Here is an 18,984-nt window from a genome sequence, read left to right as displayed (position 1 = left end):
CACAATGCAATATATCTTTTTGAAAAACCATATGACTATCAGATGTCATTTACACCCGATCGCGAAGGGAAATCTAAGCTGTAATACTTTCAGTAATAGAGTCTAATACTACATTAGTCACTTCTTACTACGGTGGCTCGACCCGCGCTTAGTGTAGTTGCGTAACCAGCATTGCAGGGAAATACGATGAGAGGGGCTAAAAAACCCCCTTTTTTCTGTTCAAACAAAATGTAATATCACCAGTGATACAAATAGATCAATGCACCTTATCCACCAACAACGTCTCCAGCAGATCCAGGTCATACAGTACCTTCTGTAGCGTCTCATTACTGATTTTACGGGTTGCCCGCAGGTGGTAAAGTTCGCCGCGTTCGGCCCTTAGCGCCGTTAAGCGAAAGCGCCGTTCTAACTGCTCATCTTCCAGCGCTCGGGCGCGCTCATCATTGGTATAGATGCGCTTACGTAAGGTACCGATAACTCTTGAACTCACTTCGGTTAGCATATGGGGATCAACGTTCTCTTCACTGCTGGCCTCAATGCGATCGCGTAGTTTCTCCAGGCTAACAATCCCCACTTCCGCCATGGATGCCCATGCTACTCGTACCTCTTCCTCCAGTCTGGCCTTATCGGTAACGACCAACCCTCTGAGCAGCAGAGGCAAGGTAATGACCCCCATCATCAGAGAAAACAAAATGACGCCAGTGGCTAAAAACACCAACTGATAACGGGCAGGGAAAGGAAGCCCGCTGGTTAACAACAATGGTATTGAGAGCACACCCGCCAACGTAATGGCGCCGCGAACCCCGGCAAAAGTGGCAATAAAGATTTCACGTGCGCCATAAGTAGCAAACAGCAGAGGATGTTTTTTAAGGAAACGCTTACTGTAGACTTTCATCAGCCAGATCCACAGAAAACGCATAATCATCAGTGCAAAATAGATCCAGACGATATCCATAAACAGATGCCAGACTTCAACATTCGGATCGCTTTCTGCCTGAAGTATTGAGGCTGAGAGAATATCCGGCAGTTGCAACCCCAACATAATGAATACCATGCCGTTAAACACAAACTCCAGCATCGCCCAAACGCTATTGCCTCTTAAGCGCATGGTTAAAGGTGCATTGCGAATAACGCCGGACTGACTAATGGTCATACCCGCCGCTACCGATGCTAAAATGCCCGAGAAACCAAGATGTTCCGCCACCAGATAGGAAGCAAAAGGCAGCAGCAGCATCAATACGATTTGCGTTGCCGGATCGTCACTGCTCCAGCGACTAAGCAGGCGTAAAGACTTACTGTACAGCCAGGTAATAGCAATACCTGACAGCACACCGCCAATGGCAACGATTAAAAAGTCTACCGTTGCACCATAAACCGTAAATTCCATAACACCCATGGAGACGGCAACCGCCAGCTTGAGAGAAACCAGACCGGAAGCATCGTTCATTAATGCTTCCCCCTCCAGAACCCCCATAATGGATTTAGGGATCTTCCCCTCCCCCACAATACCGCCCAATGCGACCGCATCCGTAGGTGATAATACCGCTGCCAGAGCAAATGCTGCTACCAGCGGAATACTTGGAATAATCAGATGAATCAGATAACCAACACCGATTACCGTCAGCACCACCAGCACTAACGCTAACCCTAATATTTCCCGCCCATGATGTAAAAACTCACGTAACGGAGTACGCCAACCGTCAGCAAACAGTAAAGGAGGAATAAACAGAACCAAAAACAGCTCAGGATCAAAGTTGACATGTAGCCCAAAGGTTGGCCAGGCCAACAGCGCACCACAGGCTATTTGCATCAAAGGGAGAGGGATCTGGAAAGGCAACATTCGGGTAACAACCCCGGAAAGAGAAACGACCAAAATTAAAATCAGAATGGTAAAAAATATTTCCATAAATCCCTCATAACTAACGGACAAAAACGCCCTTGCCACCCATCAAAAAGCGGTAGTCATAAAATAGCACCATACCTTTTATAGCTAAAAGTAAAACGTGCCTTTTACAACGCATTTATCTGATTAAGTCGGCAGGTCAAAAGCAACGAGGAAAGCAGAAAAAAGAGGGGAAGTCAGTGTATAAATAACTCCGCTGATTTACCCCAAATACGATAAAACAGCGAAGCCAGTTAAAAAATAGCGTTAGATAGCCCAACCGCCAACGTAGAAAGTCACCAACGCGGCAGCGATCAGCACAATACTGATATTCAGCTTTCTCCACTCACCTGAGCAGACACGACCAATCACCAGAGAGGCAAAGCCTAACATAATGCCGGTTACGATATTGCTGGTTAATACGATAAATACCGCACAAATCAGCCCTGCCATCGCATCAACGAAATCGTCAAAGTCCAGGCGAGCCACATTGCTCAACATCAATAAACCAACATACATTAACGCAGGCGCCGTCGCGTAACCCGGAACCAGACCGGCTAATGGGGAGAAGAACAGCAGCAGCAGGAACAGTACGCCAACCACCAGTGCGGTTAATCCGGTGCGTCCACCCGCAGCGGTACCGGCAGCAGATTCAATATAAACGGCAGCAGGCGATGCCCCAACCAGACCAGATAACATGCTGCTGACGGAGTCCGTGGTCAGTGCACGACCGCCGTTGATGATTTGCCCCTCGTTATCCAGCAGATTTGCCTGTCCGGCCACCGCACGAATAGTACCGGTGGCGTCAAACACCGCCGTCATTACTAACGCCAGAATGCTTGGCAACACCGCCAGTTGAAGGGCTCCCATAATATCCAGACTGAAAATCAGAGAGGTGCCATCTTTTGCCACCAGCGATGGCATGGAACTCATACCTTTATAAGTAACCGCCGGATCGAAGATCAAACCTAATGCGGAGATAGCAACAATCACCAGCAGAATGCCACCCGGCACTTTCAGGCGCTCTAAACCGATAATCACCGCCAGACCGATAAAGGCTATCATCACAGGAAATGAGGTGAAATCACCAAACTGTACCGGTAAGCCCGCCCCCGGGTTTTTCACAACTGCACCAATACCGCTGGTCGCAATCATCAGCAGAAACAGTCCGATACCAATACCGGTACCGTGAGCAATACCAATAGGAATATTACGCAGAATCCATGCGCGAATTCCGGTAGCAGAGATCAGCGTAAACAGTACCCCCATCAGGAATACCGCCCCCAATACCACAGGAATAGACAGCCCCTGCCCCAACACCAGACTAAATGCGGTAAATGCGGTGAGAGAAATAGCACAACCTACCGCCATAGGTAAGTTAGCCCACAGGCCCATAGCTAAAGAACCCAGCCCCGCAACCAGACAAGTGGCAACAAACACGGTTTCAACCGGAAAACCCGCCTGCCCTAACAAACTCGGGACCACTACGATGGAGTAAACCATCGCCAGAAAAGTTGTCAGGCCAGCCAAAACTTCCTGACGGACGCTACTGCCCCGAGCAGAAATCTTAAAATAACGGTCAAGAGAACCTTTCTGATCGGAAGAACTCATGTCCCGATCGTTAACATTCGACATTGGTGATGTCCTCAAAAGGAGTAAAAATCAGTATAAACAGTTAAGGCAAACGATTATCTGAGCTTATATACCCCCATTTCAACTTTTATTATCAAATTTTGAGAGATTTTTACCAGAGGGAAGCATTGAGAAAACAAAAACCGCCTATTGTTGCGTTATTCAGTAAGAAAACAACAATAAGCGGACGAATAAAATACGCTGAACGTTTAGCCCAAAATTAGTGCATCATCGACACGCCCATAAAGAACAGACAGGCTAACAGAGGCAGTCCCAAAAGCACCAGCTCAATAATTCTGACTACCGGATTAAACTCTTCGCCTTCAGGCAAGCGATACAGCGAAATGGCATTCACCAGTAAAGCGATAAACGCAATAAAACCGGCGACAAAAACATCAACCAGTACCACGCTTAACGTCCAACCCAACTCATCACCCGCCAGACCAGACGCGAGCAATTTTTGATGCTGCGACCACGGCCATAGATACAAAGCAAAGGGTATCAGCAGAGATAATGCCCCTAAAATCCAGGAAATGCGCCTTAGCATGATAAAAAACCTTAAATTAGAATAAAAAAATGAAATTAGCCCAAAAGAGATAAATGAATAACTGCTTAAAATCGGCCCTGTTATCCTGGCTCTAAATTCTATTGCGAGAACCCGGTTACTATAGCAATTAATCGCTTTGGGGAAATCCCCTGAAAGGAGAAATTAACCAACCTGTGCCGCCAGATAACGTCCTGTATGCCGTCACCCCATCGCTATCACTCCATTTTTATATTATTTTTACGCTTTTCCACTGTCTTTTATCAACATCTTTGCACCCTGACCGCTACGCTTCCCCTCAATCCGGAGAAGATGACTAATCTATCATGGCAGCCATCGTGGTTTTTTATGCGGAGTTGAATGGCCCCGATTACCTGACAGCTTCAGGGTTAAACAGTCAAATTAATATGGAGGGTAAAGAGAGCCGCTTTGGTTTAATTGCCTCAGTATTATACGCCGTGGTCACCACCGCGGCTTCATGTGGGGCCGTAAACGCCATGCATGACTCCTTTACAGCCCTTGGGGGGATGATTCCGCTCTGGCTGATGCAAATTGGTGAAGTGATATTTGGCGGTGTTGGCGCAGGCCTTTACGGTATGTTGCTGTTTGTATTGCTAACGGTGTTTGTCTCCGGATTAATGATTGGCCGCAGCCCCGAATACCTAGGGAAAAAGATCGAAAGTGTTGAAATAAAAATGACTGCTTTAGCAATACTGGTTACACCAACCCTGGTGCTACTAGGTACTGCGCTGGCGGTGAGCGTCGACGCGGGTAAAATCGCCATTCTCAATCCTGGTGCTCATGGCTTTACTGAAATTTTGTATGCCCTTTCCTCCGCCGCCAACAATATCGGAGTCGGCTATCGCTTTATGCCCTGATTTCTTCAGCCTCAGGAGGCTTTAGCGCCATTTCACAGGCTAACTCCCCGACGCGCTTAATCGCTGCAATATAGTGCTCATTAAACGTATAGCAATAAGAGAGACGAAACGCATTAGCATAGCGCCCGCTGGGTGAAAACAGCATTCCCGGCGTCAGGCTGATATGTTCTGCCAGTGCAGCATGAAACAACTTTACGCCATCAACGTTTAACGGAAGCTCTATCCAGAGAACAAATCCACCTGAGGGCTGGGTTGCACGAGTTCCTTCGGGGAAATAGCGGGCTATCAGGCTACGAGCTTCCTGCATCTGGAAGGCATAGCGTTTTCTTAAGCCGCGCAAATGATGATCGTATCCGCCGGTAGTGAGAAACTGCCCCAGAGTTTCCGCCAAAATCGCTGGTTCAGACATGGATGAAAGTGCCTTTAACCGGCGTAATTTTTCGGTAAAACGTCCACCCGACATCCAGCCAATATGAAAGTCCGCCGCCAGCGTTTTGGTAAAGCTGGTGCAAAAGATCACCCAACCATCTTTATCAAAAGCTTTTACCGCAGGCAGCAGGTCGCCAGAAAACTGTAATTCGGAGTAAAGCCCATCCTCAATCATGGGAACCTGATATTGATTGAGCAGCTTTGCTAAACGCTGTCGCTCCTCGATTGGCATACTGCAACCCAGTGGGTTTTGTACGCTGGGCATCAACATCAGAGCGTCAATTTTCTTCTCTTTCAACAGCACCTCAACGGCATCAACCGAGATGCCCTGCTGTGAGTCGGTTGGAATTTCTACCGCTTTCAGCCCCAGCATCGCCACCATGGAGATCATATAGAAATAGGTGGGTGACTCCAGCCCTACACAGTCTCCCGGTTTAGTCACCGCACGCAGCGCCAGTTGTAGCGCTTCCAGACAGCCGTGGGTTAAAATTATGTCATCAGCACTAAGAGACATTCCCAGCAAAGGCGTTCTGCGGGCGATCTGCTGCCGCAATCTCAGGCTACCCGGCGGCAGGCTATAGGTACCAATCATATTGGGTCGGGAACGTACTAATTGATTTAAAAGACGGGACAGCTTCTTTACCGGATAAAACTCTTCACCAACCGGGCAGGCTAAAGAGATATCGGTAAATTTGGGGTTCTGCTGTGCAGCAAAAACCATATCGATTAAATCCAGCACTTCCAGCTTAGGGGAAGAGACCGGGGTCACCGGCATCACCACCTTATTCACTTCCGGCAAACGCGCCCTGACGTAATAGCCGGACTGGGGGCGAGCCTCAATAACTCCGCGATCTTCCAGATTACGATAGGCCGCCAGTACCGTATTAATACTCACATTACGATTACGGGCCGCATGTCGGACAGAAGGGAGTCGATCCCCCGCCTGCAAAACACCGCGATGAATTGATTCAATAACACCATCAGCGACCTGTAGATATAACGATAAGTCATGACTCTCTGACATGCATGAACCCCGGAAGAAAGCAAAGATGACAACATACGCTATCACAACTGTATCCATTAAAATATCAGTTTTCTGTATCTGTTACCTTCAATTCTTCCCCCCTATTATATCCTGACCAACCGTGATAATTAGCGCAGAGACAGCCATGATAGATTTAGCCTTGATTAGTTATATTGTCGTAATGAGTATTACCCCAGGTCCAAATAATCTGATGCTGGCAACATCGGGCGTTAACTTCGGCCTGCGTCGCACCATACCTCATTTGGTTGGCATTAGCCTTAGCTGTGGCGTGTTATGCCTCTGCATTACCCTGTCGTTCAGCATGATTCTGAATAATATTTCATCCATTCGTCTGCCATTGGCGATCTTTGGCTGTACTTATTTACTGTGGCTATCCTGGAAGATTTGGCTGGCCGGAAGCCCCGAGGGAAAAGCTCATGCCCATCCTATGTCGCTGGTGGGGGCTATGCTGTTTCAGTGGGTTAATCCAAAAGCCTGGTTAATGCTGGTCAATGCCGCCATTTTGTTTAGCTCGCGGGAAATGGATATCACTATGAGTGCCCTGTTACTTTCCGCTGCCTTTACCATTGTCGGTTTCCCCTGCGTTTATGTCTGGGCACTGATGGGTGACAAACTGCGGGAAACCCTGCAAATTGGCTGGCGCTTACGACTGTTTAACGGCGTGATGGCAGGCTCGCTGGCATTAACCGCTTTTTGGCTGCTGTGGGATGAATGGAGAACCTTTCAGGCGCTGGTGTAATTACCCACGTCGATAACGCTCTGGCGTAGTTCCGGCATTATGTTGAAACATTGCAATAAATGCCGATGCGGAACTGTATCCAACCTCCAGCGCCACCTCCTGTACGGTTTTCCCCTGTTCCAACAGGGAAATGCCATACAGAAAACGCAGGCGTTGCCGCCATTCACTAAATGACATTCCCAGCTCCTGATTGCAACGACGGGCCAGTGTGCGTTCGGTGGTATAGACGCGTCTCGCCCACTGAGCCAGTGAGGTGTTATCGGATGGATTGGCTTCCAGCGCCTGAAGAACCGGAGACAGATATTTGTCATCGCTGCCGGGCAACCAGGTGTGTTGAACCGGCGCTACCGATAGTTGATCTACCAGAACCCGGCAAAGGCGAGGGTCTGCGTGGTCTATTGGTACCATCACATTGCGCTCAAAACAGGATTCAACAATTGCACTGCATATGGCCCCCATATTCAATACACAGGGTTGCTCCTGCATTCCACCACAAAAACGGGCGGTAATGTTGATGGAACGAAATCGGGTCGGCCTGCGATTGTAGCTTGAATGTTCCATACCTGCGGGGATCCAGATAGCGAACCCACAGGGGGCTAAAAATCGCTGTCCACCAATATTCAGAGCAAACACGCCCGACTTTACGCAGATAACTTGCCCCCAACCGTGAGAATGAGCGAGAAACTCCGTATTGGCATTCACCTCTTCACTACGAAAAAACAGAATGCTATCAGGATGCGATTCTGTAGATGCAAAACGCTGTTCTCCGGGCATAGCTCTCCATCGGGTTTAATCCGGATTGTCTGAAAGACGTGATGAATTGTCTGATTTGAAGTATATCTATCAAACAGGACAGATGTACACTCTGCAACCTGATAATTTCTGTTTATGAGTGATGTACCGTATGGCCTACCTGTTTCCCCTGCTTGCCGTTCTTATTTGGGCGATTAATGCCATTGTTAATAAGCTGTCGGCTGGCGCTATTGAACCTGCGGCAATTTCGTTTTACCGCTGGGCATTGGCCTTACTTATCATGACACCGTTTATTTTACCGGGCGTTATTCGTCGCAGAAAAAGTATCTACCCCTACTGGTGGAAGCTGCTTATTCTCGGTTTTCTGGGAATGGCGCTGTATCAAAGTCTGGCATACTATGCAGCCTATACCATCAGCGCGCTGACTATCGGTATCTTTGTCTCGTTAATCCCATTGCTGACGGTACTATTAAGCATTGTTATTCTGAAGACCCCGCCAACGCTGGGGGTGGTTATTGGTGGCCTGCTCTCTTTTTGCGGTCTGGTATGGCTGATTAGCGGAGGTAATCCTGCTGGTTTGCTATCTATCGGCGTTGGTAAAGGCGAGCTAATGATGCTAACTGCCGCCACCGCCTATGCGCTATATGGTGTGTTAACTAAGCTCTGGTCAATTCCACTGTCAAACTGGCAGTCGGTATATATTCAGTCCTTCTTTGGCATGTTGTTACTGTTACCCGATTTTCTGATGACCGATGATATTTCGCTAAACGCCCATAATATTCCATTGGTACTGTATGCCGGTATTCCAGCTTCAGTCATTGCGCCTTTTGTCTGGATTCAGGGAGTAATGAAACTGGGAGCCAGTAAAGCGGCACTGTTTATGAACCTGACGCCCGTGATCACCGCCATCATCGCCATTATTTTTCTGCGCGAACCGTTACACAGCTACCATCTTGTTGGCGGCACCATCTCACTTATCGGCGTTATTCTGGCGCAGCGGCTGCATATTCCTTTAGGAAAGCGCAAGCCCAAAGTCTCTATTGTCGAGGTGGAGAGAAAATAGGTTAGATTTCAGCATTGTTTGCTGCGGCTGAAATCTGGTTATGTTCTGTGAATCCGTGGCACAACACATTACAATAAGCACACTTACTCACGCTTGTTAATCAACAGAGACTGATAGCCAATGAATTTTAAACTGATGGTTGATGGTGAGGTGTTGCCGGAAGTCAGTGTGCAGGTGCTGAAAAATGCCGTGACCAGCATCTATGACGATGTTGGTAGTTTTATCGTGCTGGAACCACAAACACCGCTGGAGAGTTCTATCTATCTTCAGGCTGCATTAAACGATAACAGCTATATGATTGAAACCCGGCTAGTCTTTGGCGAAGAATTTTCGCATTACCGCTATACCACCAGTGATGTGAATGAAGTAACGAATTTCTTTGTTGCCTATTATCGGGATAACAAAATACCGGATTTAAAACGCTGGGATAATGTGACGGATGAATTCTAAATAATGTATTAAGGGGCAACATTACCGCCCCTTAATATTATATAAACGAAGAGATCAATCAGGAACCTGACAGCGTTACGCCGTTAGCCCAGTCAGCTTCCGGATCTTCCATCGCTACCTGATGTACCCCACCCGGAAACTGTGATTGCAGCAGTTCATATTGTTCCTGCAACTCCCCAATCGGATGCTTCCAGTCGTGAAGGTAGTAAATCGCCTGAACCTTAGCCTGCAACATAGACTTAGTGCAGTCAAAGCAAGGGCGCAGCGTGGAATAGACAACCGAACCTTCAACCGGATTACCAAATCGGGCTGCGGAAATAATGGCATTTTGCTCTGCATGCACACAGATACAAACATCATAACCAACGCTGGCTTTATAGGCGGCACGGTCACGACAGCGAACACAGCCGCCATCGGTACAGTTTTTTATCCCTTCCGGCGTTCCGTTATAACCGGTGGAGATGATTCGGTTATCTTTGACCATCACACCCCCAACCTTACGCCCAAGGCAGTTGGCCTTTTTACGTACGGCAATGGCAATATTCATATAATACTCGTGTCGTTCCATACGCTTTCTCCTGATGGTGTGAGTGGTTACAGCCAGAATTCCCATGGCTACCGGCAATCATGATGAATAAATTATGAATAGGTAGCAATATACCAGTGAGCATTCAGTTTTTCTAATGTATCCCCATCCAGCGGATGGGTGCCGTCTTCAATCACCAACAGTGGGTTTAGCTGATTCAGTTTCGACAAAAAAGAAGGCAGTACCATTCAACATCCATTGAGCGTAATGATTAGAGTGGGGTTAATCATCCTCTATGATGATGGGTTCTGAGATAATGAAAAGCTCTGTCGAAGACAGGGCTTTGGGAATTACATGGCTGAATCGGTTTTGTTATCAGATTAAATCTTCTACCAGGCAACCCTATATATCTTACTTAATTTATTTTCGGCTCAACAGAAATTTTCTTAAGTCTCTTTCTTCACGCATAACAAATAATATGAATACTTGTTCATCTTCTTGCTTATAGAAGATGCGGCATGGGCTTACGATGATTTCACGGTAGTTCAGATGTGTCAGCTCCGGAGGTATACGACCCGATTCAGAAAAAAGTTCAAGCCTCTCAACTTTAAAAAAAACCGATTGAATCAGATATTTCGCTGCAACAATATTTTCGATGGAAATATATTCGGCGATATCGTTAAGGTCGGATAATGCAGTTTCAGTCCAAATTATTTCAGCCATTTTGACATATTATCTTTGGCTTTTTGGTGGCTAACTACTTTACCTTCAGACAATGCTCGTTCACCACGAGCGATCCCTTCCAGGATAGATAAACGTTGCTGCATAAACTCATAGTCCTCAACATCAACTAAATACGCTGATGGCTTCCCGTGCTCCGTGATTAAAACCGGCTCCTTTGAATCATGCAAATCGGCAAGGATCTTAGTTGCTTGCCTTTTTAATGAGGTCACCAGCTCAACTTTCATTTTTGAGTCACTCCGTGAGTGATAAATAAGTGATACTATTCTATCACTTTTAGTGTAGCAAACACCATAATGGGCGGCACAATCCAGAACTTAAACAATGCTTAAGTTGATTATTTGCTACCAATCGTTAAACAAAAAGCCCTGTAAAAACAGGGCTTTTTATCACTTATGTTATAACGATAATCTCAGGTAAACCTTAGAACGGAATATCGTCATCAAAATCCATTGGTGGTTCATTTTGCTGCATTGGTGCACTTTGTTGCTGAGCCGGGCGAGATGCCTGAGCCTGTGATTGCTGCGGCTGCTGTGGTTGACCCCAGCTACCCTGAGCGGATTGGCCTTCACCACCGCCCTGACGACCACCTAACATTTGCATTACGCCGCCAATGTTAACCACGACTTCAGTGGTGTAGCGATCCTGACCGCTCTGGTCTTGCCACTTACGCGTTTGCAGAGAACCTTCGATATAAACCTGTGAACCTTTACGCAGGTACTCACCCGCGATTTCGGCTAATTTGCCAAAAATCACTACGCGGTGCCATTCGGTTTTTTCTTTTTGCTCACCGGTTTGTTTATCACGCCAGCTCTCAGAAGTCGCAATGGTAATATTCGCCACCGCACCACCATTAGGCATATAACGAATTTCCGGGTCCTGCCCCAGATTTCCGACTAGAATTACTTTGTTGATGCCTCTGCTGGCCATGTCGATTCTCCTGATGAGTAAAGATATACAATTCTGATCCCTCGATTGTAGCATGGCAACAGGCGAAGGACACAAGCGTTAAAAAATGGAATTGAGTCCACAAACTTTATTACAACAGCAATGAAATTACATTAGCTATTGCATAACGTTTCCCGGTCAACGGCTTATCTGTCATAGTAAAATCAGACATTCTGGCTGCCGTGCAACTCCTGAGCTATCCCTTGTTTAACATCATCAGGAATTTTTAACGCCCGAGCCAGCTCATCCAAATAGCTGCGCTCCATAAAGTGGTCAACATCAATAACCGCACAACTCAGCAGGTACACTTCCAGCGCCTCTTCTTCATTATTGATGCCGCGGGCTAAAACTTGTGGATCCAGAGGCTGTTCAATGGCCTGTTGTACCCACTGTTCAGCTTGCTCACCAATGCCTAACTGATGAATCTGATTATTAATGGCCTGCTGTTCCTGCTCATCAATATGACCATCGCTTTTGGCGGCAAACACCAGCGCCTGCACCAGACGACGAGCCCGCAAGTCCACCGGCGTTTGCTGAGAAGTAAACTGTTCATCCTGTTGCTGCGTCTCTTTGACTCGCTGCTTGTATTTATTCCAGAGCACCGCGCCTAATACTGCACCTCCGCCAATCACCAGTGCATTTTTACCGGCTTTCCCTACCATCTTGCGCGAGGATTTATTGGTTAACAGCAAACCCGCCAGACCACCTAATACACCCGGCATTAATAAATCGTTTAATCCGCCGGACTCACGGTTTTCTCCGTTACCTTTTTGTCCAAGTATCGATTGAATCTGTTGTAGCCAGTTGTTCATCATTTATCTCCACCCTATGTTGATATTACGTCGCGAGGGAACCTTGCCCGAGTATAAGAGAAAAAATGTCAAGATATGTATAACACATCAAATGTCAGGCAAACGATTTACTTCCAGTTTTATTAGCCCATATTCCGGTAACTTTCCGATACATATGAGTGAGAAGCAGCCAATTGCTTGAAATTATTAGCGCTAATATGCTGCCTTCCGATTAGAACGTTTTTTGTTCTGAACCACATCATAACACTGTATATCCATTCAGTTTATTTTGTGCGATAATTCGCAGTTCCGCGTCAGAGTTAACACTGTAAGGCTTGTTGAAATGGATAAGATTGAAGTCCGGGGCGCCCGCACCCATAACTTAAAAAACATCAACCTGGTCATGCCGCGCAACAAGCTGATTGTTGTTACCGGGCTGTCGGGTTCAGGTAAGTCATCACTGGCGTTTGATACCTTATACGCTGAAGGGCAGCGCCGCTACGTTGAATCTTTATCTGCCTATGCCCGTCAGTTTTTGTCACTGATGGAAAAACCGGATGTAGACCATATTGAAGGCCTTTCCCCGGCGATTTCTATTGAACAGAAATCAACCTCCCATAACCCACGCTCGACTGTGGGGACTATTACTGAAATTCACGATTACCTGCGTCTGCTGTTTGCTCGCGTGGGTGAACCCCGTTGTCCGACCCATAATATTACTCTGGCGGCTCAAACGGTTAGCCAGATGGTGGACAACGTACTGACCTTGCCGGAAGGCACCCGCCTGATGTTGCTGGCGCCGGTGATCAAAGACCGTAAAGGCGAACATATTAAGACGCTGGAGAATCTGGCGTCTCAGGGCTATATCCGCGCACGAATTGATGGCGAAGTTTGCGACCTTTCCGATCCACCAAAGCTGGAATTGCAGAAAAAGCACACCATTGAAGTCGTGGTGGATCGCTTTAAAGTGCGTGATGATATGGCACAACGGCTGGCGGAATCATTTGAAACGGCATTAGCGCTCTCTGGCGGCAGCGCGGTAGTTGCAGATATGGACGATAACAAAGCGGAAGAGCTGGTGTTCTCCGCTAATTTTGCCTGTCCGATATGTGGTTACAGCATGCGTGAACTGGAACCCCGCCTGTTTTCATTCAATAACCCGGCCGGTGCCTGCCCAACCTGTGATGGTCTGGGGGTTCAACAATATTTTGATCCGGAACGCGTAGTACAAAACGATGAGCTGTCTCTGGCCGGTGGCACCATTCGCGGCTGGGATCGTCGCAGCTTCTACTATTTCCAAATGATTCGTTCACTGTCTGAGCACTATAAATTTGATGTGGAAGCACCGTTTAACAGCCTGCCGGAAAACGTCAGAAAAGTGATACTCAATGGCTCAGGCAAAGAGAACATTGAGTTTAAATACGTTAACGATCGCGGTGATACCACGGTACGTAAACACCCATTTGAGGGTGTGTTGAATAATATGGAGCGCCGTTATAAAGAGACGGAATCCACCGCCGTGCGTGAAGAGCTGGCCAAGTTTATCAGCAATCGCTCCTGTACTTCCTGCGGCGGTACTCGCCTGAAAGAGGAAGCGCGCCACGTATTCGTCGAGAACACAACTCTGCCGGAAATTTCTGAACTCAGTATTGGCGATGCAATGAAATTCTTTGGCGCGCTGTCATTACAGGGCCAACGGGCACAAATCGCTGAAAAGATTCTGAAAGAAATCGGTGAACGTCTGAGCTTCTTAGTTAACGTTGGTTTGAACTATCTTTCCCTCTCCCGCTCAGCAGAAACCCTGTCCGGCGGTGAGGCTCAACGGATCCGCCTTGCCAGCCAAATTGGTGCTGGTCTGGTTGGGGTCATGTATGTGCTGGACGAACCCTCTATCGGTTTACACCAGCGCGATAACCAGCGCCTGTTGGATACCCTGATTCATCTGCGAAATCTGGGTAATACCGTGATCGTAGTTGAACATGATGAAGATGCCATTCGTGAAGCGGACCATGTCATTGATATCGGCCCTGGTGCCGGCGTTCACGGCGGTAACGTGGTGGCAGAAGGCACCATGGAAGACATCATGAAGGTTCCGGAGTCGCTGACCGGTCAGTTTCTGTCGGGTAAACGTAAAATTGAGATCCCTAAACAACGGGTAGCGGCAGATGCCAGTAAAGTGCTAAAAGTGATTGGCGCTACAGGCAATAACCTGAAAAACGTGACGCTAACGGTTCCCGTCGGTCTGTTTACCTGTATCACCGGTGTTTCCGGCTCAGGAAAATCTACGCTGATTAACGATACGCTGTATCCCATTGCTCAACGTCAGCTTAACGGGGCTACCGGTGATGAAGTCGCGCCATACAAAGAGATTACCGGTCTGGAGCACTTTGATAAGGTTATTGATATTGACCAGAGCCCTATCGGACGTACCCCTCGCTCTAACCCGGCAACCTACACCGGCATTTTTACCCCGATTCGTGAACTGTTTGCCGGTGTGCCTGAGTCCCGTGCCCGTGGCTATAACCCGGGTCGTTTCAGTTTTAACGTTCGCGGTGGCCGCTGTGAGGCCTGTCAGGGCGATGGGGTAATCAAAGTTGAAATGCACTTCCTGCCGGATGTTTATGTTCCTTGCGATCAGTGCAAAGGTAAACGCTATAACCGCGAAACTCTGGAAGTAAAATATAAGGGCAAAAACATCAACGAAGTGCTGGAGATGACGGTTGAAGATGCCAGAGAGTTCTTTGACGTAGTGCCTGCTTTGTCACGTAAGCTACAAACGCTGATGGACGTTGGTCTTTCCTATATTCGTTTAGGTCAGTCCGCTACGACCCTGTCCGGCGGTGAGGCTCAACGGGTTAAACTGGCAAAAGAGCTTTCCAAACGTGGAACAGGTCAAACGCTGTATATTTTAGATGAACCCACCACCGGTTTGCATTTCGCCGACATTGAGCAACTGCTGACAGTACTCCATCAGCTACGAGATCAGGGCAATACTATTGTGGTCATCGAGCATAATCTGGACGTTATTAAGACCGCCGACTGGATCGTCGATCTGGGTCCGGAAGGGGGTAGTGGCGGAGGTCAAATTCTGGTTTCCGGTACGCCAGAAACCGTAGCAGAATGCGCCGAATCGCATACCGCCCGCTTCCTGAAGCCAATTCTGGAAAAGGGTTAATCTCTTCACTGAAGGGGAAGCTTATACCGGCTTCCCCTTTTATTTATCGCTTTTCCCGGACGATTCTGTTTAAAGGTACCTGCCTGCATCCACCATTAAAAAGCATAATAGTATTCAAAGTCATTTATAATCGTCGTATATTGCCTGCCTTTACAGGGGTGTTATTTTTGGTATTTAAGGAATAAATAATTATGTCGTTTTCTTCCCATTTCCGCTGGCTGGCCATGTCGTTACTGGCGCTGATGTTAACCGGATGTAATTACAACGAAATCCAGACTCAGGATGAAAATGTGACTGCAAGCTGGTCTGAAGTTTTAAACCAATATCAACGTCGCGCTGACCTGATCCCTAATCTGGTCTCTACCGCCAAAGGCTATGCCGCCCACGAAGCTGATGTGTTTAAACAAGTTTCCGATGCGCGTTCAAGAATTGGATCCACAGAACAGAATATGACAGCACCGGACAGCGAAGAGGCCATGCGTGCTTTCCAACAGTCACAGGCACAACTGGGTAGCGCGCTATCCCGCCTGCTGGTTATCAGAGAGAGCTATCCTGACCTGAAAGCCAATGAAATGTTCTCTAACCTGATGGTTCAACTGGAAGGTACCGAGAACCGTATCGCGGTTGCCCGTCAGCGCTATATTAAAGCGGTTCAGGATTACAACCTGGAGATCCGCCGCTTTCCCGGGCTGATTACCGCTAAACTATTAGGATATAAAACCAAGCAAAACTTCCTGCCGGAAAACAGTGAGCAAATATCAACGGCACCCAGCGTTGATTTCTCATCTTCAGGCAGCGATCGGAGATAGTTATGCGCCGTCTGGTACTGTTTGGACTGTTTTTCCTGTCACTGCTGGCAAATGCGGCACCGGTTGCTGTGCCGCCATTACAGCAACAGGTAACAGACCTGACGGCTACGCTGTCAGCGGACAGCGTTCGCACCCTAACACAGCAAGCGGCAAGTCTGGAGAAAACCACAGGCCATCAGCTTGCGGTACTGATTGTTGACACTACTGGTGATGAAACCATTGAACAGTTCGCCACCCGAGTTTTTGACCAGTGGCAACTGGGTAAGAAAAACGTCGATGATGGCATCTTACTTCTGGTGGCTAAGTCTGACCGAACGGTGCGAATTGAAGTGGGTTACGGGCTGGAAGGCGATTTGACTGACCTTCAGTCCAGCCAGATTATTAACCGGCTTATTATTCCAAGTTTTAAACAAAACGACTATAACCGGGGAATAGAGTTGGCTGTGGAAGCCATCATCTATCAGTTAGCGCCTGAACACAAAAATGAAGCCTCTCCTCAACAGGCGCATACTCAACCTGATGCCCCCCCGCTTGATGAAGGGCGCTCTATTTTGTGGTTAGCCGGTCTGGTTATATTCTCCAGTCTGTTTCGCAAACTTAATCTACTAAAGAAAATGTTTTTTACCGGTCTGACGCTAACCATTGGCGTACTGTTATTTCAACTGCTCGTTAATCATGCCATTGTCTGGCTGGAACTGTTACTGTCGTTTGGCCTGGGCGCTGTCGGTACGCTGGTTGCACCACTGTTAATGAATGCCTTACTCAGCGGCGGTGGTCGTGGTGGTGGAGGATTTGGTGGCGGCGGATTCGGCGGTGGCCGGGGTGGCGGTTTTGGCGGCGGCGGATTCGGTGGTGGTGGTGGTCGTTCCGGCGGCGGCGGTGCATCAGGTCGTTGGTAATAGATCTAAAAACAAACGGGTTGATGAACTGATATCATCAACCCGCTTAATCTTCATCGTTATTTTGCTGCTATTTGCCAGTTACCGAAGAAAGCAACATCTGTACGTTAAATCACGTTATCAGGACAGAATGTTTATGCCCCATCCAGAATATAACTTATTATAATTTCTCGTTTGTATCATCGTCTGATGTGATGATTAACTCATCCTGAACTTCCAGCTCTTCAATCACATCTTTAGTCACGCGAGTGAATGGGACTTCTTTTGGTGTCCACTCTTCAGACTGACCAACAAAAACACCACCGCGTTTAATGGCAATATTTTCGCAACAGCTGGTGCCGCGTAACATACCGTGTTCAAGAATATCAATATTCTCAGCATAACAGCTACCGTGAACCTGCCCATCAATAATGATTTCTGGCGCATTCAGTTGACCTTTGACATATCCGGTATTCATGATGCGGATAGAGCCTTCGGTAATATTGATATTGCCAATGATTTTGCCGTAGATTTGGATATCGCCGCTGTCTTCAATGTCACCAACAAACGAGGCATTTCTGGCGATAATCGTGCAACGATTGCGCACGTCAATAGTATCTGAGTAGACTTTTGATTCACTGCTGGAAACCGTACTTGAAACGTTACTGGTCAACGATTGTGATTGAGTGCCTGTCATCTCATATTTAGATGTTTTTTTCCCAAACATAGATATTACTTTCGTCCTTATATTAGTTAAATAACAAAAGAAAAACAGTATAGATAACGTTGATGAAATAACACCCAAGACCAAATAACCAGAGACGTACAAAACGAGGGCACTTATCCATAAGATCAGTACGCTGCATAGAAGAATGTCCCTGAGAGGCTGATTATGCCTGCTTCTAGCATTCATGGAACTACATTCCAGTAATAATTGATGGGTAACTATAGGTGTTAAGCTGTTACATAAAATACTCATACGAGTGTCGCCCCATTTTATGCTTATTCAGCTCAAAGTGCACCTGATGTATTGCTAATTATATAATCGCAAAGATGTCATTAATCGCGATATCTCTTTATTATATCGAGAATATTTCAGATATCGCCCTGCAGCAAATAAACAATTATTTACTAAAAACACCCGCTAATATCGCTTAAATTAACTAAACCTGTAATTAAAGTAGTCACGGCGGTTTGAAACCGGTGGCTTATTTTATTGCTTTGGGATTTTCCCCTGACACCATAGCCTTTTTTACATGAGCAGGTAACAAAGTGCTCACTTCCTGATAGGAAACATCAATCATACCCTTTATCAGGATCTCTTCCAATTTTCCGGTAAGAAACAGTGTATTCCATAACGCCTTATTCATATGGTAACCAGGAATAATATCCTGGTGCTCATCACGCAAACGTTCCGCCAGTGCCGGAGGGCATTTAAGTGTAATGCCCGGTCTGCCGTTCAAGTCTCCTATGATAGCAAATATTTTACCACCAACCTTAACGCGATCGGCATCCCAAAGCGGTTGATAATCATGAATGCTGCCCACCTTTGTTAAACAATATTCAATACAATCTTGGGTCGTGACGCATATTTAGTGTTGTGGTATTCTTCGCCCTTTGGATGATTGATGGCAAAGATTGATGTAGTTTGTCCCCGCTGTTCTGAAACGAGTGATGTGATCCGAAACGGTCATTCCACCT

General features: G+C 47.1%; 20 protein-coding genes and 1 pseudogene. 8 read left to right on the top strand and 13 right to left on the bottom strand.

Features of this window, described 5'->3' with window-relative positions; all coding sequences use genetic code 11:
• Positions 1-256 precede the first annotated feature (256 nt).
• From LPW36_RS02320 to LPW36_RS02310, 3 genes are all read right to left on the bottom strand, one after another.
• On the bottom strand, positions 257-1,906 hold the full coding sequence (locus tag LPW36_RS02320; protein ID WP_230607890.1) for a Na+/H+ antiporter: 1,650 nt from the start codon (positions 1,904-1,906) through the stop codon (positions 257-259).
• Between the two features lie 243 nt (positions 1,907-2,149).
• Complete coding sequence (locus LPW36_RS02315) at positions 2,150-3,493, bottom strand: NCS2 family permease (RefSeq protein ID WP_230608020.1); 1,344 nt, start codon at positions 3,491-3,493, stop codon at positions 2,150-2,152.
• Between the two features lie 241 nt (positions 3,494-3,734).
• Complete coding sequence (locus LPW36_RS02310) at positions 3,735-4,061, bottom strand: 1,4-dihydroxy-2-naphthoate prenyltransferase (protein WP_230607889.1); 327 nt, start codon at positions 4,059-4,061, stop codon at positions 3,735-3,737.
• 320 nt (positions 4,062-4,381) lie between these two features.
• Between LPW36_RS02310 and LPW36_RS02305 the strand changes: the two are divergent.
• Positions 4,382-4,921 (top strand): annotated as a pseudogene (locus tag LPW36_RS02305) (potassium-transporting ATPase subunit KdpA); the annotation flags it as partial.
• Positions 4,922-4,925: 4 nt separating this feature from the next.
• Here LPW36_RS02305 and LPW36_RS02300 read toward each other — a convergent pair.
• A complete protein-coding gene (locus LPW36_RS02300) occupies positions 4,926-6,389 on the bottom strand; it encodes an aminotransferase-like domain-containing protein (protein WP_230607888.1) in 1,464 nt (487 codons plus the stop codon).
• 145 nt (positions 6,390-6,534) lie between these two features.
• On the opposite strand from LPW36_RS02300, the gene LPW36_RS02295 reads away from it, so the two are divergent.
• A complete protein-coding gene (locus tag LPW36_RS02295; protein WP_230607887.1) occupies positions 6,535-7,149 on the top strand; it encodes a LysE family translocator in 615 nt (204 codons plus the stop codon).
• Here LPW36_RS02295 and LPW36_RS02290 read toward each other — a convergent pair whose 3' ends face one another.
• Positions 7,150-7,923 (bottom strand): AraC family transcriptional regulator, encoded by a 774-nt coding sequence (locus LPW36_RS02290; RefSeq protein ID WP_230607886.1) that lies wholly within the window; start codon positions 7,921-7,923, stop codon positions 7,150-7,152.
• A gap of 130 nt (positions 7,924-8,053) precedes the next feature.
• Between LPW36_RS02290 and LPW36_RS02285 the strand changes: the two genes are divergently transcribed.
• Positions 8,054-8,965: a DMT family transporter gene (locus tag LPW36_RS02285; RefSeq protein ID WP_230607885.1), complete on the top strand. Its 912-nt coding sequence runs from the start codon at positions 8,054-8,056 to the stop codon at positions 8,963-8,965.
• A gap of 120 nt (positions 8,966-9,085) precedes the next feature.
• A complete protein-coding gene (locus LPW36_RS02280) occupies positions 9,086-9,415 on the top strand; it encodes a hypothetical protein (protein ID WP_230607884.1) in 330 nt (109 codons plus the stop codon).
• A gap of 58 nt (positions 9,416-9,473) precedes the next feature.
• On the opposite strand, the gene LPW36_RS02275 is transcribed toward LPW36_RS02280, so the two are convergent.
• The 6 genes from LPW36_RS02275 to LPW36_RS02255 form a co-directional block, all read right to left on the bottom strand.
• The gene (locus LPW36_RS02275; RefSeq protein WP_218467812.1) at positions 9,474-9,983 is read right to left on the bottom strand and encodes a deoxycytidylate deaminase; all 510 of its coding nucleotides are present in this window, start codon (positions 9,981-9,983) and stop codon (positions 9,474-9,476) included.
• Between the two features lie 71 nt (positions 9,984-10,054).
• Entirely contained in the window at positions 10,055-10,189 is a 135-nt protein-coding gene (locus tag LPW36_RS17740) for a hypothetical protein (protein ID WP_268991454.1), read from the bottom strand.
• A 172-nt stretch (positions 10,190-10,361) separates the two neighbouring features.
• Complete coding sequence (locus tag LPW36_RS02270; protein ID WP_230607883.1) at positions 10,362-10,664, bottom strand: type II toxin-antitoxin system RelE/ParE family toxin; 303 nt, start codon at positions 10,662-10,664, stop codon at positions 10,362-10,364.
• On the bottom strand, positions 10,652-10,909 hold the full coding sequence (locus LPW36_RS02265; RefSeq protein WP_230607882.1) for a type II toxin-antitoxin system Phd/YefM family antitoxin: 258 nt from the start codon (positions 10,907-10,909) through the stop codon (positions 10,652-10,654). Before LPW36_RS02265 ends, LPW36_RS02270 begins: the two co-directional genes overlap by 13 nt.
• Positions 10,910-11,105: 196 nt before the next feature.
• Complete coding sequence (locus LPW36_RS02260) at positions 11,106-11,612, bottom strand: single-stranded DNA-binding protein (RefSeq protein ID WP_130592791.1); 507 nt, start codon at positions 11,610-11,612, stop codon at positions 11,106-11,108.
• Positions 11,613-11,794: 182 nt separating this feature from the next.
• Entirely contained in the window at positions 11,795-12,445 is a 651-nt protein-coding gene (locus LPW36_RS02255; RefSeq protein ID WP_230607881.1) for a tellurite resistance TerB family protein, read from the bottom strand.
• A gap of 319 nt (positions 12,446-12,764) precedes the next feature.
• On the opposite strand from LPW36_RS02255, the gene uvrA reads away from it, so the two are divergent.
• The 3 genes from uvrA to LPW36_RS02240 all read left to right on the top strand — a co-directional run bounded on the left by uvrA (position 12,765) and on the right by LPW36_RS02240 (position 17,304).
• Positions 12,765-15,596, top strand: coding sequence for an excinuclease ABC subunit UvrA (gene uvrA, locus LPW36_RS02250; protein ID WP_230607880.1), 2,832 nt, complete (start codon positions 12,765-12,767; stop codon positions 15,594-15,596).
• Positions 15,597-15,787: 191 nt separating this feature from the next.
• Entirely contained in the window at positions 15,788-16,405 is a 618-nt protein-coding gene (locus LPW36_RS02245) for a LemA family protein (protein ID WP_230607879.1), read from the top strand.
• Between the two features lie 2 nt (positions 16,406-16,407).
• On the top strand, positions 16,408-17,304 hold the full coding sequence (locus LPW36_RS02240; protein ID WP_230607878.1) for a TPM domain-containing protein: 897 nt from the start codon (positions 16,408-16,410) through the stop codon (positions 17,302-17,304).
• A gap of 160 nt (positions 17,305-17,464) precedes the next feature.
• Here LPW36_RS02240 and LPW36_RS02235 read toward each other — a convergent pair whose 3' ends face one another.
• Together LPW36_RS02235 and LPW36_RS02230 are read right to left on the bottom strand one after the other, a co-directional pair.
• The gene (locus tag LPW36_RS02235) at positions 17,465-18,010 is read right to left on the bottom strand and encodes a bactofilin family protein (protein WP_230607877.1); all 546 of its coding nucleotides are present in this window, start codon (positions 18,008-18,010) and stop codon (positions 17,465-17,467) included.
• A gap of 481 nt (positions 18,011-18,491) precedes the next feature.
• The gene (locus tag LPW36_RS02230; RefSeq protein ID WP_230607876.1) at positions 18,492-18,830 is read right to left on the bottom strand and encodes an MmcQ/YjbR family DNA-binding protein; all 339 of its coding nucleotides are present in this window, start codon (positions 18,828-18,830) and stop codon (positions 18,492-18,494) included.
• A gap of 81 nt (positions 18,831-18,911) precedes the next feature.
• On the opposite strand from LPW36_RS02230, the gene LPW36_RS02225 reads away from it, so the two are divergent.
• Positions 18,912-18,984: IS1 family transposase (locus tag LPW36_RS02225; protein WP_338085959.1), on the top strand; the 73-nt coding region annotated here is incomplete at its 3' end.

It is taken from the genome of Limnobaculum eriocheiris (genome assembly GCF_021010575.1).
GTDB classification, from domain to species: Bacteria; Pseudomonadota; Gammaproteobacteria; order Enterobacterales; family Enterobacteriaceae; genus Limnobaculum; species Limnobaculum eriocheiris.
The sequence above is the reverse complement of the archived record's forward strand: the minus strand, read 5'-3'. Positions and strand labels throughout refer to the sequence as shown.

Bases quoted from the DNA above. Each gene is read 5' to 3' on its own strand.
- LPW36_RS02240 (WP_230607878.1), top strand. From the start codon at position 16,408: ATGCGCCGTCTGGTACTGTTTGGACTGTTTTTCCTGTCACTGCTGGCA.
- LPW36_RS17740 (WP_268991454.1), bottom strand. From the start codon at position 10,189: ATGGTACTGCCTTCTTTTTTGTCGAAACTGAATCAGCTAAACCCACTG.
- LPW36_RS02320 (WP_230607890.1), bottom strand. From the start codon at position 1,906: ATGGAAATATTTTTTACCATTCTGATTTTAATTTTGGTCGTTTCTCTT.
- LPW36_RS02290 (WP_230607886.1), bottom strand. From the start codon at position 7,923: ATGCCCGGAGAACAGCGTTTTGCATCTACAGAATCGCATCCTGATAGC.
- LPW36_RS02245 (WP_230607879.1), top strand. From the start codon at position 15,788: ATGTCGTTTTCTTCCCATTTCCGCTGGCTGGCCATGTCGTTACTGGCG.
- LPW36_RS02280 (WP_230607884.1), top strand. From the start codon at position 9,086: ATGAATTTTAAACTGATGGTTGATGGTGAGGTGTTGCCGGAAGTCAGT.
- LPW36_RS02295 (WP_230607887.1), top strand. From the start codon at position 6,535: ATGATAGATTTAGCCTTGATTAGTTATATTGTCGTAATGAGTATTACC.
- LPW36_RS02235 (WP_230607877.1), bottom strand. From the start codon at position 18,010: ATGTTTGGGAAAAAAACATCTAAATATGAGATGACAGGCACTCAATCA.
- LPW36_RS02310 (WP_230607889.1), bottom strand. From the start codon at position 4,061: ATGCTAAGGCGCATTTCCTGGATTTTAGGGGCATTATCTCTGCTGATA.
- LPW36_RS02265 (WP_230607882.1), bottom strand. From the start codon at position 10,909: ATGAAAGTTGAGCTGGTGACCTCATTAAAAAGGCAAGCAACTAAGATC.
- LPW36_RS02275 (WP_218467812.1), bottom strand. From the start codon at position 9,983: ATGGAACGACACGAGTATTATATGAATATTGCCATTGCCGTACGTAAA.
- LPW36_RS02315 (WP_230608020.1), bottom strand. From the start codon at position 3,493: ATGAGTTCTTCCGATCAGAAAGGTTCTCTTGACCGTTATTTTAAGATT.
- LPW36_RS02270 (WP_230607883.1), bottom strand. From the start codon at position 10,664: ATGGCTGAAATAATTTGGACTGAAACTGCATTATCCGACCTTAACGAT.
- LPW36_RS02285 (WP_230607885.1), top strand. From the start codon at position 8,054: ATGGCCTACCTGTTTCCCCTGCTTGCCGTTCTTATTTGGGCGATTAAT.
- uvrA (WP_230607880.1), top strand. From the start codon at position 12,765: ATGGATAAGATTGAAGTCCGGGGCGCCCGCACCCATAACTTAAAAAAC.
- LPW36_RS02255 (WP_230607881.1), bottom strand. From the start codon at position 12,445: ATGATGAACAACTGGCTACAACAGATTCAATCGATACTTGGACAAAAA.
- LPW36_RS02300 (WP_230607888.1), bottom strand. From the start codon at position 6,389: ATGTCAGAGAGTCATGACTTATCGTTATATCTACAGGTCGCTGATGGT.
- LPW36_RS02260 (WP_130592791.1), bottom strand. From the start codon at position 11,612: ATGGCCAGCAGAGGCATCAACAAAGTAATTCTAGTCGGAAATCTGGGG.